This window comes from Flavobacterium sp. FG139 (assembly GCF_057809695.1).
On sequence record NZ_JBMDKL010000001.1, the window covers coordinates 226,412 to 244,676 of the forward strand.

The window sequence follows — 18,265 nt, forward strand, 5'->3', positions numbered from 1 at the left end:
AAACTATTTAGCCTTTAATTTTTTTAAACTTTTTCAATTATCCATTGGTAACGAAAGGCCCACTTCCAATGAATATTGTATTTTTTGAAACCCAATTTAGTGGAATATTGTTTCAATTCCTCTTTTTTAAAGCCTCTTAAAATGGAAGTTAAACCATCTTCTCTCGACATATCATTCAATCGAAATACAAAGCATAATACTTGAAACAATCGATAAGCTACAGCACTTCTTTGTAAATCATTAATAACTATTCCGATAGTAGCATTTTTATAAAACCTCGAAAGTAATTCGCAAATTTCGTCGTCTTTAAAATGATGTAAGGTCAAGGTGCATAAGGCAATGTCATATTGCAATTTATTAAAATTATCGTCAAAAATATCTTCACATAAATAACTGATATTGGGAAAATGCTTCGATAAACTTTTGGCATGATTAATAGTAAATGAATTGGCATCGATACCTATTAATTTAAAATTCAATTCATTTTCATCTGCGTATTCGGCTAATGTTCTCAACATATCGCCATTTCCACAACCAACATCAACAATAGTAATAACTTTATCAGAATTGATTTTGGTTAGTAATTGTAATACGCCTTGTAAAGTTAGCTTGTTTCCGCCTAACAACTGGTTAATTTTGGCAATTTTATCTAAGGCATCACGCAAAACTTCACCTTCTAACGTAAAATCGTCCATGATTTCAGCAGCATTCGTTCTAATTTTAGTATTAATTTTCATCTATAGGTATTGGTTTTCCATGGGTTTTTGAAATTATGGTATTCAGTAAAAATGGGAACATTATTAGTATACGCAGTAGCGCTTTAGAAAGTTTTGGACGTAATAACACTTTAGATAAAACCCGTCCGAATTGAAGTCGAGAAGCAAAAAGGGATTGCCATTTTTCTTCATATTTTTTTTCTACATCCGTTCGAGTTCGAATTTCATAGGTGTTGTATGCGATAAGTAATTCCGATACTATTTTGGCACTGTGAATCGCCATAGCCATTCCGTTTCCGCACAACGGATGAATTAGTCCAGCAGTATCACCAATCATCAACATATGATGTTCTACTTGCTTTTTTTCTGCAAATGAAATCTGACTTATGGTTAATGGTTTCTCAAAAAGTAATGTGGTAGATTCAAAAATTTCATGCAAATTATGATTTTGTCTTACTACCAAATTTTGAAAATCATTGATGTTTTTATATTTTTTAAACGAACTGTATTTAGCTAAATAACAAATGTTTATATTGTTGTTTTCGACTTTTGAAACACCACAATAGCCTCCATGAAAGTTATGCAATCCTACCAAATCATTAGGAAAATTCCCTGAATAATGTGCTTTTACAGCCAACCAAGGTGATTTTTGTTTAATGAATTTTCTGTTTAACTTCAAATCGATATTGGATCGTTTACCAAAAGCTCCAATCACAAAATCAGCAGATAAAATTGTATGGCTAGTTGTTGTAACTGTAAATGTACTTTTATCAAAAATAACGTCTTCTACCTCTTCTTTAAGAATTTTACACCCATTAGAAATTGCTTTTTTATACAAATAAAAATCCAATTCATAACGACTAATTCCAAATCCACCCAAGGGTAATTTGGTTTTAATTGAAGTTCCCTTTACTGTCGAAAATTCAAGTGTATCAATACTTGTAGGGTTTAAATCAGAAATATTTAAGTCCAACCATTTTAAATAAGGAAGAACTTCGTTTGAAATGTATTCACCACAAACTTTATGTTTTGGATATTCATTTTTTTCAATTAGGGTTACCGAAATACCTTTCTTAGAAAGATGTATCCCGGCTGTTAATCCAGCCAAACCTCCTCCAATAATAATTATTTCAGAATTTCTCATACCTAAGTAAATTTAGTGAATTGATTTGAGAAAACTATTGTAGAATGGTGTTAAAATATTATAAGTTTTTGGGTTTTAAAACGAATAATCATTTTGATTTTTTTAAAAAACTAAAACGTTATCGTTTCTGTAATAGGACTATTTTTCAACATAACCTTTGTTATTGTTTTTTTTATTTTAAATTTATTTTTTTTACAGTAACATAACATTTATTATGACTATTTACTCATCTATTAAAAATTACTTTTATCTATTTTCAGCCATGTGTTTTTTTGTTGGGTATGCTCAAAACAGCAATTCATATTCGGAACTCTACCGACCACAATTTCACTTCACTCCTACTGCAAAATGGATGAACGACCCTAACGGATTGATTTATTTGAATGGAAAATACCATCTATTTTATCAGTATTATCCCGACGGTACTGTTTGGGGACCGATGCATTGGGGACATGCTGTAAGTACCGATTTATTGCACTGGGAACATTTGCCTATTGCTTTGTATCCCGATCAATTGGGATGGATATTCTCTGGAAGTGCTGTTGTAGATGCTAATAATTCTGCAGGATTTGGAAAAAATGCTTTGGTAGCAATTTTTACGTATCACAACGATGAAATTTGGAAATCGGGTAAAAAAAATCCAGAAAGTCAAGGCATTGCCTACAGTTTAGATGAAGGATTAACTTGGACAAAATATAAAGAAAATCCGGTTTTAAACAATTCTGGTGAACAAGATTTTCGAGATCCCAAAGTGTTTTGGAATGAAGCTATCTCCAAGTGGAATATGGTATTGGCTGTGGGTGATAAGATTAAAATTTGGTCTTCCAGTAATTTAAAACAATGGCAATTTGAAAGTGATTTCAAACCAGAAAATGACATCAAAGAATTAGGTGTTTGGGAATGTCCCGATTTGTTTAAAATGAAAACTGCTTCAGGTGAAAATAAATGGGTAATGATTGTTAATCACGGTGACAAAGGTCCGAATGGCGGTTCGGGAACACGCTATTTTGTTGGCGATTTTAATGGAAAGACTTTCACCGCAAGCCAAAAATCAGTATGGATGGATTATGGAACCGACTTTTATGCGGCTGTAACTTTTTCAAATGTTCCGGAAAACAAACGCATTTTATTGGGTTGGATGAGCAATTGGCAATATGCTACTAAAGTCCCTACAGAGGCTTGGAGAAGCGCTATGACCTTGCCTAGAGAGTTAGCATTAATGAAAAATAAAAATGGGTTTTATTTGAATCAAAAAATAGTTAATCAATACAATACTATTACTAAAACGGTATTTGAAGAAAACAAAACCACTACTCCATTTGAAAAATTAAATGTCGATTTGTCTCAAACGGAACTTTCGTTCAATCTTGAAAAGCCAACTAATGTTATCATTACGTTATCCAATTCAAAAGGTGAAGTATATACGATTACAGCCTTCGGAAACCAATTAATTACCGATAGAACGAATGCTGGAAAAAAAGAGTTTAGCGACACTTTTGCTACAAAACCTCAAGTGATTGTGGTAGATGAAAGCATCACTTCATTTCAACTTATTTTAGACAAATCATCGGTAGAAATACTATTGAATGGAGGAAAATACTCCATGACCAACTTGTTTTTTCCAACTGAAGATTATTCTAATTTGAGTATCATCACTAAAAATAATATTCCATTAACCAACCTAAAAATTAAATCTATTTCCAGAGTTTGGAAGTAAAAAATATCAAATTATGAATAACAAAAAAATATTTTATTGGTCAATTGTAGTGGCTTTGGCCGGATTTTTATTTGGTTTTGATACCGTTGTAATTTCGGGTGCCGATAAGCAATTGCAGACATTGTGGAACAGTTCCGACTTATATCATGGCCTAGTAGTCATGTCGTCTGCACTTTGGGGAACCGTTATCGGAGCTATATTTGGTGCCGTTCCAACCAACAAACTAGGAAGAAAAAAGACTTTAATTATCATAGGAATTTTGTTCTTTGTATCGGCAGTTGGAACTTCTTTAGCGCAAGACTCACTGGTTTTTGCCTTTTTTAGATTTATTGGTGGATTAGGGATTGGGGCTTCCACTATTGCAGCTCCGACTTATGTTTCTGAAATTGCACCAGCCAAAGACCGCGGGAAATTAGTGGCGTTGTACCAATTTAATATTGTATTCGGAATCTTGATTGCCTTTACTTCAAACTATTTTTTACAAGATATTGGTGAAAACTCTTGGCGTTGGATGTTGGGAATTCAAGCTGTTCCTTCATTAATCTATACGGTTTTGGTTTTTGGTGTTCCAGAAAGTCCGAGATGGATTTTAGAATATTTAAACGATAAAGATCGTGCCGCTGCTATTTTGAAAGAAATCAATCCAGATGCAAATATAAATGAAGAAATTGCAGCAATAGAAACGGAAAAATCCAACGAGACTATTGCCGAAACTATATTCATGAAAAAATACAGAAAACCACTTTTATTGGCGTTTTTTATTGCTTTTTTCAACCAACTTTCGGGTATAAATGCATTTTTATATTATGCGCCTCGAATTTTTGAATTGGCAGGTTTAGCTAAATCGGCGTCATTCTTAAGCAGTATCGGAATCGGAATTATTAATCTATTATTCACATTAATAGGGATTACTTTGATTGATAAATACGGCAGAAAAACCCTGATGTATTTAGGTTCTGTTGGTTATATTATTTCTTTAGGATTAGTTTCTACCGCCTTTATTTTAGAATGGAAAGGCATGATGGTGCCGTTATTTTTCTTTTTGTTTATCGCTTCTCATGCCATTGGACAAGGTGCTGTTATTTGGGTATTCATTTCCGAATTATTTCCAAATAAATTAAGAGCCGCAGGTCAAGCCTTTGGTTGTTCAGTGCATTGGGTGTTGGCCGCATTAATTCCATCGTTCATTCCTTTTTTGTTCAAAACCATTGGAACATCAACCGTTTTTGTGATTTTTTGTTTGATGATGGTACTCCAATTACTTTGGGTATATTTTAAAATGCCCGAAACCAAAGGCCAAACCTTAGAAGAATTATCCGAAAGTTTATCTAATAAAAATTAATATGTCTAAAAAAATAGTTTGCTTTGGAGAAGTTTTATGGGATGTCCTGCCTTCAGAAAGTATTGCTGGAGGTGCTCCTATGAATGTTTCCATACGATTGCAATCGCTAGGTATTGCTACTAAAATGATTTCCAAAATTGGTAACGACAAGTTAGGTTCTGAACTTCTAGAAATCATTAAAAGTAAAAATGTAGATACGTCATTAATTCAAATAGACCACACTCATGCTACTGGAGAAGTATTGGTTAAACTGGATGAAAAAGGCAGTGCAACCTACACTATTGTGTATCCAACGGCATGGGACAATATTCTCTTAAATAAAGAAAATATTAAGGCCGTAAAAGAAGCTGATGCATTGGTTTATGGGTCATTGGCTTGCCGAGACATTATTTCTAGAAATACCTTACTAACACTTTTAAAAGAAGCCAAATACAAAGTTTTTGATGTTAATATTCGACCGCCATTTTATTCATTTGAATTTTTGAAAGAAATGATGATGTTAGCCGATTTTGTAAAATTAAACGACGAAGAATTATTTGAAATTGCACATGCTTTTGGTTTTGAAAGTACTGATATAAACGCTACAATCTTATTTTTATCTAACCTTACCAATACCAAAACGATTTGCGTTACTAAAGGTAAAGACGGTGCCGTTTTATACATTGACAATCAGTTTTATACTAATGAAGGCTTTGAAGTTGCTGTAGTGGATACTATTGGTGCTGGTGACAGCTTTTTAGCGGCATTATTGTCTAAAGTATTGTATACTGATGATTATCATAAAGCAGTCGAATTTGGTTGTGCCGTTGGTGCTTTGGTAGCATCAAACAAAGGCGCAAATCCGGTAATAACTGATGCAGAAATTGAAGCTTTTTTGAATTTAAAAAAGAATTAGAAGCAAAATTTATTTAACTTTATAAATTATTAAATATTGCATTATGAATCGAAAAATGGTCTTGTTTTTAGTTTTATTTCCATTCTATATGAACTCTCAAAACGATGTTATGAAAAAGGATTGGCCTAATTTAAATAAGTATGCCACAGAAAATGCTACGCTAACGATACCTAAGGGTAGCGTTGTTTTTATGGGAGATTCCATTACCGAATTTTGGAAAGTTAACGATGGTAATTTTTTTAGTGCTAATCCGTACTACGATAGAGGAATTAGTGGGCAAACTACGCCACAAATGTTATTGCGTTTCCGACAAGATGTAATTGATTTAAAACCTAGTGCGGTCGTGATTTTGGCAGGAATAAATGATATTGCTGAAAATACCGGACCTATAACCATTGAACAAATTATGGGAAATATCATTTCCATGGTAGAATTAGCCAATGCTAACAACATTAAAGTGGTGCTTTGCTCTGTCTTACCTGCCAACCAGTTTAATTGGAATCCTAAAATAAAACCTGCTGAAAAAGTAATTGCTTTGAATGTTCTGATTCAGAAATATGCAACCAAAAATAACATCACTTATGTAGATTATTACACCGCAATGGTTGACGACCAAAAAGGCTTACAAAAAAATTATGGTGATGATGGAGTTCATCCTAATTTAGAAGGTTATAAAGTAATGGAAACTATTTTAAGTAAATCGTTAGAGCAATTGTTTAAAAATTAAATTGTATTTTGAATTATCTATTTTCTGTTTCTAAAATCTCTTTTTGGGTGGGTTTGCTATTTTTTCTTCGTTTATAAAACCCATCCGCAAATACGGCATGACCAAATCCACATCCAAAGTTTAAATCATTTTGTTCTTGAGTCACTGTTACACCTGATTTTGAGAATTGAAGCGTAATCACACAAGACGCATCACTTTCACATTGATTTTTATAAATCGCAATGTTATTTTTGTAGTAAAGTGTATCCACCATTATACCCGAATTGTAACTAGGTGCTCCAATAGACACCTCTAAACTTACCAAAAGATGTTCTGAGTCTATAGTTACTACTTTTAATTCTCCTGAATTTCCAAAGGTTTCTCCATCTTTTAGTATTGTTTTACTTTCTAAAATATACAATCCGGCGGGTGTTATTTGTTTGTTTTGAGCCCACAAAATGGGGGTTAATAAGAAGAAAAATGATATCGAGCAATATTTAATTTGTCCCATTATCATCTTTTGAGAAAAGATAGCATTGCTGAGATTTAAAATAATAAAAACTGCTATTTTTTTCATATTACGGAATTAAAAAACGACTGGTAAGTTAGTCTTGATGTAACAAATATATTCATTTTTTCAATCGAATATAAATAAAAAACTGCTCCATTTCTAGAGCAGTTCTTACTAAAAATCTAAATAAATCTATAAAACTATAAAACTATAATTTCCCATTTTTGATTTCTTCCACAATTTCAGGATTTAAAAGTGTTGAAGTATCTCCAAAATTAGAAAAGTCGCCTTCGGCAATTTTTCGTAATATTCTACGCATAATTTTCCCCGAACGTGTTTTAGGCAAGCCGTTTACAAATTGTATTTTATCCAATTTAGCAATAGGTCCGATTTGGTCTGAAATCAATTGATTGATCTCTTTTGCCAAGTTTTCTTGATTACGAGATTCGCCAACTTCTTTCAAAATCACAAATCCGTAAAGCGCATTTCCTTTAATATCATGTGGGAAACCAACAATAGCACTTTCAGCAACTGCTGGGTGTTCGTTGATGGCATCTTCTATAGGAGCGGTGCCTAAATTGTGTCCAGAAACAATAATAACATCATCTACCCTACCTGTAATTCGGTAATATCCTACTTCGTCTCGTAAGGCACCATCACCAGTGAAATATTTACCAGGAAATGCCGTAAAATAGGTTTCCTTATACCGTTGATGATCACCCCAAATGGTTCTTGCCATAGATGGCCATGGAAATTTGATACACAAACTACCAGTTACTTGATTGCCTTCAATTTCATTGCGCAATTCGTCCATTAATACCGGCTGAATTCCAGGTAAAGGTAATGATGCATATGTTGGTTTGGTTGGTGTTACAAAGGGAACTGGTGATATCATAATTCCGCCTGTTTCGGTTTGCCACCAAGTATCTACCAATGGGCAACGTTTGCCACCAACATGATCATTGTACCAGTGCCATGCCTCTTCATTGATAGGCTCACCAACCGAACCAATTACTTTTAACGAACTTAATGGAAAACGTTGTACATAGTCCAAACTTTCTTTTGCCAAAGCACGAATAGCTGTTGGTGCGGTATAAAATTGATTGACTTTATGTTTTTCAATTACTTCCCAGAAACGGCTAAAATCGGGATATGAAGGAACACCTTCAAATATTACAGTGGTAGCTCCGTTCAATAAGGGTCCGTAAAGAATATACGAATGTCCCGTAATCCAACCAATATCGGCGGTACACCAATACACATCGTTTTCTTCATAATTGAATATATTTTTAAAAGTATAAGCCGTATACACCATATAACCACCGGTTGTATGCACCATTCCTTTTGGTTTTCCGGTAGAACCAGAAGTATATAAAATAAACAATGGATCTTCAGAATCCATAATTTCAGCTACATTATTCGGAATTGCCGCATCCATTAAAGGCTGCAACCATTGATCACGACCTTCTTTCATGTTTACTGTTGTATGGGTTCTTTTAACCACTAAAACACTTTCTACACAAGGTGTTTTTTCTAAAGCTTCATCAACAATTCCTTTCAAATCGATGGCTTTGTTACCACGATAACTTCCATCAGAAGTAATTACCATTTTGCAATCACAGTCGTTAATTCGGGCGGCCACCGCAGATGATGAAAATCCAGCAAAAACCACTGAATGTATTGCCCCAATACGAGCGCAAGCTAAAACGGATACCGCTAATTCGGGAATCATAGGAAGATAAATACACACACGATCTCCTTTTTTAACACCTTGTTCTCTTAGAACATTTGCCATTTTGGCTACTCTGGCATACAGTTCATTATACGAAATGTGTTGTGCTTCTTCTTTAGGATCATTGGGTTCAAAAATGATGGCTGTTTTTTCACCTCTTTTGGCTAAATGTCTGTCGATACAATTCTTCGTAATGTTGACTTTGGCATCCACAAACCATTTAAATTGGGCTTCTTGCATGTCAAACTCCAATACTTTTTCCCATTTTTGGTACCAGGTAAAGTTTTCGTCGGCAATTCGGTCCCAAAATTTTCTAGGTTCCCGAACCGATTTTTTATACATTTTGAAGTAATGCTCTAAGTTGTGTATTTTATAGTAACTCATTTTTTTAAGTGATTAATGACTAGTAATTAGTCTTTTGGTTTTGTAAATATAAATATTCTATTTGTTTGAAAAAGATTTTTGTTGCTAAATAGGTATAGTTTATTTTGGAAAAGAATATAGAATATAGAAAATAGACTACTTTAGGAAAATCTTTACTCTATGATCTTTTATCTATTTTCTAAAGAAACCTATCCTCGCTTTTTCAAATTCTTGTTTAATTTCATCGATAATGGCTTCATCATCTATAGTAGAAGGAACTTGAAAATCGTCGCCATCGGCTATACTTCGCAATAATTTTCGTAAAATTTTACCCGAACGTGTTTTAGGCAATCGATCAATAACAACCACATCTCTCAACGAAGCGACTGCTCCAATTTGATCTCTAACCAAATGTACCACTTCATGTTGTAATTGAAAATGTTCAATAGCTTCACCCGATTTATTGACTACTAAAGCCAATGGTATTTGCCCTTTTAAATCGTCGTTAATGCCAATTACAGCACATTCTGCTACCGAATGATGGGATGATACAATTTCTTCCATTTCGGCTGTAGACAAGCGATGACCAGCTACATTAATAACATCATCAACACGACCTGTTATAAAAATATAATCATCAGCATCTTTATATCCACCATCTCCAGAAAAATAATAGCCTGGAAATTTATTAAGATATCCAGATTTGAAACGTTCGTTATCATTCCATAAATCAAGCATGGTTCCTGGTGGTAATGGTAATTTGATTACTACATAACCTTCTTCATTCGGACCTAATTCGGTACCATTTTCTCCTAATATTTTGATATCATAACCCGAAACGGCTTTACCCGCAGAACCTGGTTTTACAGGAAAGTACTCTACTCCCATCATATCTGCAATCATTGGCCAACCCGATTCAGTTTGCCACCAATGATCAATTGCTGGAACTGGAATGTGTTGGTTGTACCATTCTAAAGTGGCCACATCACAACGTTCACCGGCTAAAAATTGTGTTTTCAAACACGTTAAATCGTATTGTTTAATAAATTCACCATTTGGATCTTCTTTTTTAATAGCACGAATGGCGGTTGGTGCTGTAAACATGGCATTCACACGATGTTCGTCTATAACTCTCCAAAACGTACTTGCATTAGGTGTTTTAATGGGTTTACCTTCAAAAATGATAGTAGTGTTTCTATTGATTAATGGACCATAAACTATAAAACTGTGTCCAACCACCCATCCCACATCGGAGGCTGCCCAAAAAACTTCGTCTTGTTTGACTCCGTAAATGTATTGCATTGAAAATTTAAGTGCAACCGCATAACCTCCTGTATCTCTTACAATTCCTTTTGGTTTTCCAGTGGTTCCAGAAGTATATAAAACGTATAAAGGATGCGTTGAGTTTACTGGAATACATGGCGTTTCTTCTGAACCATACACCAAAGCGTCATAATCGACATCGTATTTTTTAAACGGAATTCTTGCTCCTAATTTTCTATTAAAAACAATCACTTTCTTAGGTTTGTGTTCTGCTAAATCAATAGCTTCATCGACTAAAGGTTTGTAAGCAATCAATCGGTCAATTTCAATTCCGGATGAGGCTGTTATGATCAATCTAGGTTTGTAATCGTCAATACGGATAGCGAGTTCGTGTGGAGCAAATCCACCAAAAACGACCGAATGCGTAACGCCTATTCGGGCACAAGCCAACATGGCGAAAGCCGCTTGTGGAATCATGGGCATGTATATTACAGCAGTATCGCCTTTTTTCAATCCTAAAGCCAACATTCCGCCTGCCAATTTTGCGACTTCGGTTTTCACTTCCGAATAAGAATAGCGTTTTACAGTTTGTGTAACAGGTGAATCATAGATGATTGCAGTTTGATCACCAAAACCGTCTTGAATGTGTTTGTCTAATGCTAAATAGCATGCATTTAGTTCGCCATCTTCAAACCAAAGTGGGTAATCATTTTTATCTTTAGAAAGTATAATGGAGGGTTTGTTATACCATTCTATTTGATTTGCTTGTGTTGCCCAAAAGTCTTCAGGAAATTGAATGCTTTTGTTGTAAAATTCTTCGTAATTCATTAGAAATGTTTAGTTTGTGGTTGTATTATTAGTAAAGTAAATGTAGCTATTTATACTTTACACTTCGAAATATTCTTGCTAAATAGGTATATACGAAATCGATTTCGCATTTAAGCAAAAAAAAGACCAAATAAGTATATTTGGTCATTCATTATATTCTAGAATATTTTAGTTACGAAAGCAATTCCATTACCTGATCAACTACTTTTTTAACAGAGAATGGTTTGGTTAAATAAGCATCTGCTCCTAAAGCCAATCCTTTTTCTATATCACTTTCTTTATTTTTAGCCGATAAGAAAATAACTTTAGTATGTTTTAGATTGTCGTCTTTTCGAATTTGTTCTAACGTTGCATATCCATCTACCATAGGCATCATAACATCCAAAATTATCACATCGGGAAAATTAGTTTTAACAATATCCAAGGCCTCTTGCCCATCTCGAGCAATAAAAACTTCGTAGTTGTTTTTCTTGAACGTGTACTCCAAGGCCATAACAATGTTGGGCTCATCATCAACTATTAAAATCTTTTTCATAATTATAAATTTTCAACATTTTTAGACTTTGGCAAAGTAAAGAAAATACAAGCACCTTTCAAACTAGATTGTGCCCATATTTTACCTTTATGATGTTCGATAATTTGTTTGCAAATGGCTAATCCTAATCCACTACCCACTGGTTTTTTGATATTCTGATTGGTAGATTGATAGAATTTGTCAAATATGGTTTCGTAATCATTAGGTGAAATTCCCTTTCCATTGTCTTGAACAGAAGTATAGATAAAATCGTCTTTAGAAGTGATTTGAAGGGTTATTAAACCATCTTGGTCTGGACAAAACTTGATGGCATTTGATAATAAATTGGTAACCACTTGAAAAATTCGATCTTCGTCATAATAGGCATAAATATGATCTTTACTTTCTACATGAATGGCAATATTTTTATTTTTAATCAACTGCTGTAAAGGCTCTATTGCTTTTTCAATAGTGTGCACTAAGTTATTTTTTTCGGGATGAATGGTTTGTTTTCCAGTTTCAAATTTCTCTAAATCCAAAATCTTATCAATCAATCGGTTTAGTCGATCGGATTCGGAAATGATGTTTTGCAAAAATTGTTTTTTCAACTCATCTGGAATTTCATCATCGTCATACAAAATCTCACTAGCTGCTCGAATAGCGGTAATTGGCGTACGAAGTTCGTGCGTTACCGTATCTAAAAACTCGTCTTTTTGTTTGTCTTTTACCATCAACGATTGGTTAGCATTTTGCAATTTAGCTGTGATTTCTTTTAATTCATTAGACGTTTCAGTCAATTTTTTATTGATGATGATATTTTCTTTTGATTCTTCTAGGATTTTTAACACTTCGGGTAAGGTAATTTTCTCTTCTTTCACCACACTGGCAATTAAGATTCGTGCTGATGCCGTTCCGATGTGGCCTGTTAATAAATTTTCAGAAAACTTAATCAATCGAGCATCGGCTAGTTCTTGATTTTTATCGACGTTGTATTTTACGTTAAAAATATTCATCGCTCGTTTGGTGCGATCTTCACCTAGAAAACGAATTAAGACTTTTTCAATATCATTTCTATAAGCAGTTCCTTTCCAAATGAACGCATTTTCGTGGTTGGTAATGTATTTGTTAATATCAACAAACATTTCGGCATAATTACGTTCACGATAATTGCCTTTAAAACTAACCGAAACGGAGAAATAGGTTATTACATTAAACAACAAACTCCAAAATAAAGCATGTGGAATGGGTTGCAAATAATCCAATCCGAACAATTGAAACGGTTTCAATAATGAAAACCCCATAAATCCTTCTGATATAAAAGTATTATTGCTGTTAGTCAATCCGATAGTATACGGAATCAACAAGGTATAGATGCAAATGATAAATCCAACCAAAATTCCATACACAGCTCCCAATCTAGAGCCTCGTCGCCAAAATAAAGCGCCAAAAAAAGCAGGTGCTAATTGAGAAATAATGACAAATGCCACCATCCCTATAGAAACCAAAGTGTAATTTAAGCCAAAGAAACGGTAAATAAAATACGAAAGTATAATTAGTGAAAAAATACTAATTTTTCTAGTATTTAAGATTTTTCTACTGCTGATGGTTTGTTCATTTCCTTTTAAATTTCCAATTAAGTTATACGGAATTAAAATGTTATTAGTCAGCATTGTAGATAACCCAATAGAAGAAACCACAATCATGGATATTGCTGCAGAAAACCCTCCTAAAAACACCATAACGGTTAACGTTTTATTATTAAAAAACTGGGGAATTAACAACGAATAGGTATCGGAATTCACCATTTGTCCGTCAAACAATATGTTGCCACCCCAAGCGATTGGATAGACAAATAAATTAAAAAGCAATAAGTATAAAGGAAATAACCAAACGGCAGTATTAATATGATTTTCACGATTGTTTTCAATGACCGAAACTTGAAATTGTCTAGGCAATAAGAATATGGCAAACATGGATAGTATACACAACAAAAACCAGTTAATCGCTTGCGGTAAACCACCAATAGTATTTTTTTCTCTAAAATGTTCTAGCAACGAAGCTTTTTGGTAAATGTCATCAAAACCATCAAAGACAAAAAAAGTAACATACACGCCAATGATCACAAAAAACACTAATTTTAAAACACTTTCCATGGCAACCGCAGTCACAATACCTTTTCGCTTTTCGGAGGCATCTACATAACGTGTTCCATAATATGAGGCAAACAAAGCAAGTGCAATGGCTACATAGGTTGTAGTATCACTGAAGATGAAAGAACTCATTTTGGTTTGCGCCACAATATGAAATGTTTCGGATATGGCTTTGAGTTGTAATGCGATGTACGGGATAATTCCAGTAAGGCAAATTACGGTTACTATTGCTCCTAAAAAACGACTGTTTCCATAGCGCAAGGATATAAAATCGGCAATACTAGAAATTTTATTGACTCTTGAAATGCGGATAATTTTTTTCAAAATCATAATCCATGCTGGAGCAATAATAATAGGGCCAAGATAAATGGGTAGATAGCTCAAGCCACTATCGGCGGCTACTCCAATACTACCATAATACGTCCAAGCCGTACAATACACTGCCAAAGAAAGCGTGTAGATATAAGGATTGTTAGTCCATTTGCTGTTTCCTTTTTTTTCTGCCCAATGCGCAATATAAAAAAGAACTGCCAAATAGATGGACAGAATTATTAAAAGTGCTACGCTATTCATTATATCGTTTTACAATTAAGAAAGAAGTTAGTATGGAAAACAACCACAACGAAAAAATATAAATGTAGATTATCGGAAAACCCAACAAATTTTGCGCCGAATCAAACAGCAATACAATAGGAAGGTTTAACCCTATTAACAAAAGCATGGATACAATTATAAATTTTTGTTGGTGTCTTTTTTTCATTTTATGCTGAATACATTTTAGTGTTATTTCGAAAGGAATCGATCAATTAGAGTGGCTTTTTAATTTTTAAAAATAGACAATTTCTTTTTAATAAAATTATTTTGCAAACGTAAATTACTATAAAAACCCAAAAGCCCTTATGTTACATAAGAGCTTTTAGGCTAACTAAATCTAATAGTTAATCTTCGTATTCATTGGTCATGGCATACCATCCAAAGATGGTTAAACCAGTCACCACTAAAGGAAGTAACACAAAGAAGATAATGATTCCGAATACTAAATCATCTTGTTTTCCAGAGGTTAATTTACTTCCAAAGATTCCGATGGAATAGTAGGCTACTGCTGCTGCTAATGCAATCCAAAGAATTCCTATATATTTTTTTATTGCGTTCATCATAATTTCTAGGTTTAGTCGTGAAGAGTATTAATTTTTTTGTCGATATATATCATTCCAATTACGAAACAAATCGCTGCAATGATAATTGGATACCACAATCCTTCTAAGTAAAACTCAGGATTCAATGGTTTTGTACCTGTACCTTTAGCTGTTGTTACTAAATAGGTTGAAATAGCCGGAAGCAATCCTCCAAAGATACCATTTCCAACATGATAAGGTAACGACATAGACGTATATCTAATTTTAACTGGGAACATTTCTACCAAGAAAGCCGCAATTGGACCGTATACCATTGTTACAAAAATTACTTGGATGAAAATCAATAAAATTAAAAACCATCTTACATCGTCAGTAATATTTTTAACAACGGCTATATTAGGTTTAATACTGTAACCGTCAATATGCGATTTATCTTTAGTTTCTCCACTAGTGAATGTTTTCAATGCTAATGTTTGAATCGTATCAATTTTCATTGGTTTCTCGTCTTTAGCCAAATCATTTTTAATTTTTACTACATTGTGAACTACTACACCAGCTTTGTCTTTAGAATCATATTTTAACCAAGTTTCATTTTTAGCTGCTGCTTTAGCATCAAAATCTAATTCTTTTGCTAAATATAAAGTATCTGTTTTAGTATAATGGAATTTAGCTCCATTAGAATACAAGGAATCGGTTTTAAAATCAATAAAAATTTTAGTATTTTTTACTGTTGGATCTTTTTTGTCCGGTTCTGTTTTAACTGTAGCAACATAAGAGCCAATGGCTTTACAACTATCTTTTACAATAGTAATGTTGTTTTTAACCATTTCTTTAGCATCTGTTAAATGATACATCTGACGGTAAATGGGACGGTATAAGAAAATAGCCAATAACATACCTGTCATCATGATTGTTTTTCTGCCAATTTTATCACTCAACCAACCAAAGAATACAAAGAAAGGCGTTCCGCATAATAAAGCAATTCCCAATAAAGTATCTACTTGCGACGAATCAATACTTTGCACCGTTTTCATAAAACTCATGGCATAAAACTGACCCGTATACCAAACCACACCTTGTCCCATAGTAGCTCCAAACAAAGCTAATAATACAAATTTCAAGTTTAATTTGTGTCCAAAACTTTCTTTTAGCGGATTAACACTGGTTTTACCTTCTGCTTTTGCTTTTGCAAATACAGGAGATTCATCCATGTTTTTACGAATTAGATACGAAACAAATACCATAATGATGGATACCCAAAACGGAACTCTCCATCCCCAAGCATCAAATTCTTCTTTAGACAATAGCCCTTTAGTGATTAAAATTACCATTAAAGAGATGAATAAACCTACTGTTGCCGTAGTTTGAATCCAGGATGTCCAATACCCTCTTTGTCCTCTTGGTGCATGTTCTGCAACATAAGTTGCTGCTCCACCATATTCACCACCCAAAGCTAAACCTTGAAGCAACCGAAGTAATAATACTAATAAGGGTGCCATAAAACCAATGGTTTCGTAGCTAGGAATGCATCCAATCATGAAAGTTGCGCCACCCATTAGTATTAACGTTACCATGAACGTATATTTTCGTCCAATTAAATCGCCTAATCTTCCGAAGAATAAGGCTCCAAACGGACGCACTACAAATCCAGCTGCAAAAGTAGCTAATGTAGATAAGAACGCGGCTGTAGGATTGTCAGATGGGAAGAATTTCGTAGATAAGACTACGGCTAAACTTCCAAAGATGTAAAAGTCATACCACTCAATCATCGTTCCTAACGACGATGCGGAAATTACTTTCCAAATTCCTTTTGTTGATTTATCGCTCATATTTTTATAGTTTTATTGGTTGTTGTAAATTAAAATGAATACGCACAAGAAATCATCGCTCTGAAGTTTCCAACGCTTTTAGTATTTAAATCGGCAGTTCCACTGGCGTTCGTGTTCAAATCTCCCCAAGTAGCAGCAGTATATTCAACTTCTGGAGTTACTCTAAATTTGTTTTGTTTAAAATCTACTCGTGCAGAGGCTCTCCAAACGTTGTCTACTACTCTACTTCCTGAAACTCCTCTCATGTAGTATTTAACTGATTCACCAGTAGCTAATCCATTTTTGTTGGTCCCACCATTGGCAGTGTATCCAAAGAAGAACCCAGGAGCTACTTTTTTACCATTACTGGCAACATCCAACCAAAACGAACTTGTTTTAGACCCTTCATATTTTTCGGCTTGACCAGCAGTTGAATAGCCTGCAAATCCGCCTAACATAACAAGATTGTACATGTTTTTACCAGTAATTCCGTAGGCTTTAATAGAAAATTTATCGTTAGAATATTTGAAGTATCCTACAAATGATGTACTGTTTACTTTTTCATTGGATACCGCTTTGGTACTTGAAGTTGGCGCATATTCAGTTAAAGGTTGTAATGATTTGTATTCGGCACCTAAACCAGCTATCCAATTCTTGTTTTTGAACTGAAATTGACCGTGAAATGTAGGTAATATTGAATTGATAGCCGCTGCATTTTGACTTGCTCCTGTAGCAGCAGCCGTAGTAAATTCTCTTTCTTTGTAAGCCGTAATGGCGAATGATAATTCTTTGGTTACGTTTTGTTTTAATTTTACCTGTGTTGCCCATCCAAAAGGATTAAATAAGATACCCGTGTTGAAGTTAGCTACACCTGGAAAAACCTCAGGAATAAACGTCGGGTACCATGTTTGTCCCATTGTCAAAGAGGTTTTAGACCAATCCATGTTTACATAGGCATGGCGTAATCTAAACAGTCCTATGGTAGATTCGGTATTTCCAAAAAAATCGCCTTCTAATGTACCATTCATTTTGGCACCCCAAACATTTGGACCTTTTACTTTAGCGCCTAATCTGGAAACAATCGATAAAAAATTGGATTGTCCTTTGGCGTTTAAATCGGAACCATTTACATCTAGAGCTTCATCTAATGGGTACAAGTTTAAATTGTTTTCTCTCACGGAAGCCGATTTTCGAGTATCGAAAATATAGTCAGTTCTAATGAATCCATACATACTCACATCCCATTCTTTTTCTGCTGGAGCTGGAGTTGTGGCTGGAGTAGTCGTTTGTGCATTTGTTATAAAGGAACAAGCCACAAAGGATAACATAATAATTTTTTTCATAAGGGTTTGAAATTTGGTTAGTAACATATTTTTGCATGACCAAATTCTAAAATTTTATGAATCAAAAAAAATTATGATATATATATATGTAAAGGGT

General features: G+C 34.0%; 14 protein-coding genes. 4 read left to right on the forward strand and 10 right to left on the reverse strand.

The genetic code is table 11. The features are described 5' to 3' along the window. Positions 1–23: 23 nt before the first annotated feature. Together ACODSI_RS01080 and ACODSI_RS01085 are read right to left on the reverse strand one after the other, a co-directional pair. A complete protein-coding gene (locus ACODSI_RS01080) occupies positions 24–737 on the reverse strand; it encodes a methyltransferase domain-containing protein (protein WP_488914987.1) in 714 nt (237 codons plus the stop codon). Beyond that, positions 727–1,860: an NAD(P)/FAD-dependent oxidoreductase gene (locus ACODSI_RS01085; protein ID WP_488914988.1), complete on the reverse strand. Its 1,134-nt coding sequence runs from the start codon at positions 1,858–1,860 to the stop codon at positions 727–729. The genes ACODSI_RS01080 and ACODSI_RS01085 overlap by 11 nt, the downstream gene beginning before the upstream one ends. A gap of 214 nt (positions 1,861–2,074) precedes the next feature. Between ACODSI_RS01085 and ACODSI_RS01090 the strand changes: the two genes are divergently transcribed. Genes ACODSI_RS01090 through ACODSI_RS01105 form a run of 4 tightly spaced genes read left to right on the forward strand, consistent with a single transcriptional unit; the run spans position 2,075 to position 6,541 of the window. Beyond that, positions 2,075–3,577 carry a glycoside hydrolase family 32 protein gene (locus ACODSI_RS01090; protein WP_488914989.1) on the forward strand — a complete coding sequence of 501 codons (1,503 nt, stop codon included), beginning with the start codon at positions 2,075–2,077 and terminating at the stop codon, positions 3,575–3,577. Between the two features lie 13 nt (positions 3,578–3,590). Beyond that, positions 3,591–4,919, forward strand: coding sequence for a sugar porter family MFS transporter (locus ACODSI_RS01095; RefSeq protein ID WP_488914990.1), 1,329 nt, complete (start codon positions 3,591–3,593; stop codon positions 4,917–4,919). A gap of 1 nt (position 4,920) precedes the next feature. Then, positions 4,921–5,814, forward strand: coding sequence for a carbohydrate kinase family protein (locus tag ACODSI_RS01100; protein ID WP_488914991.1), 894 nt, complete (start codon positions 4,921–4,923; stop codon positions 5,812–5,814). A gap of 43 nt (positions 5,815–5,857) precedes the next feature. Next, a complete protein-coding gene (locus tag ACODSI_RS01105) occupies positions 5,858–6,541 on the forward strand; it encodes an SGNH/GDSL hydrolase family protein (protein ID WP_488914992.1) in 684 nt (227 codons plus the stop codon). Between the two features lie 13 nt (positions 6,542–6,554). Here the strand turns inward: ACODSI_RS01105 and ACODSI_RS01110 are convergent, their stop codons facing one another. The 8 genes from ACODSI_RS01110 to ACODSI_RS01145 form a co-directional block, all read right to left on the reverse strand. Beyond that, entirely contained in the window at positions 6,555–7,097 is a 543-nt protein-coding gene (locus tag ACODSI_RS01110; protein WP_488914993.1) for a hypothetical protein, read from the reverse strand. Positions 7,098–7,239: 142 nt separating this feature from the next. Beyond that, a complete protein-coding gene (gene acs / locus ACODSI_RS01115; RefSeq protein WP_488914994.1) occupies positions 7,240–9,147 on the reverse strand; it encodes an acetate--CoA ligase in 1,908 nt (635 codons plus the stop codon). 171 nt (positions 9,148–9,318) lie between these two features. Further along, positions 9,319–11,217, reverse strand: coding sequence for an acetate--CoA ligase (locus ACODSI_RS01120; protein ID WP_488914995.1), 1,899 nt, complete (start codon positions 11,215–11,217; stop codon positions 9,319–9,321). Between the two features lie 172 nt (positions 11,218–11,389). Further along, a complete protein-coding gene (locus tag ACODSI_RS01125; protein WP_488914996.1) occupies positions 11,390–11,752 on the reverse strand; it encodes a response regulator transcription factor in 363 nt (120 codons plus the stop codon). Positions 11,753–11,754: 2 nt separating this feature from the next. After that, positions 11,755–14,454 carry an ATP-binding protein gene (locus tag ACODSI_RS01130; RefSeq protein ID WP_488914997.1) on the reverse strand — a complete coding sequence of 900 codons (2,700 nt, stop codon included), beginning with the start codon at positions 14,452–14,454 and terminating at the stop codon, positions 11,755–11,757. Between the two features lie 365 nt (positions 14,455–14,819). Continuing rightward, positions 14,820–15,038 carry a DUF6814 family protein gene (locus tag ACODSI_RS01135; protein WP_488914998.1) on the reverse strand — a complete coding sequence of 73 codons (219 nt, stop codon included), beginning with the start codon at positions 15,036–15,038 and terminating at the stop codon, positions 14,820–14,822. An 11-nt stretch (positions 15,039–15,049) separates the two neighbouring features. After that, positions 15,050–16,846: an MFS transporter gene (locus tag ACODSI_RS01140; protein ID WP_488914999.1), complete on the reverse strand. Its 1,797-nt coding sequence runs from the start codon at positions 16,844–16,846 to the stop codon at positions 15,050–15,052. Positions 16,847–16,875: 29 nt separating this feature from the next. Continuing rightward, on the reverse strand, positions 16,876–18,168 hold the full coding sequence (locus ACODSI_RS01145) for a hypothetical protein (protein WP_488915000.1): 1,293 nt from the start codon (positions 18,166–18,168) through the stop codon (positions 16,876–16,878). Positions 18,169–18,265: the final 97 nt, after the last annotated feature.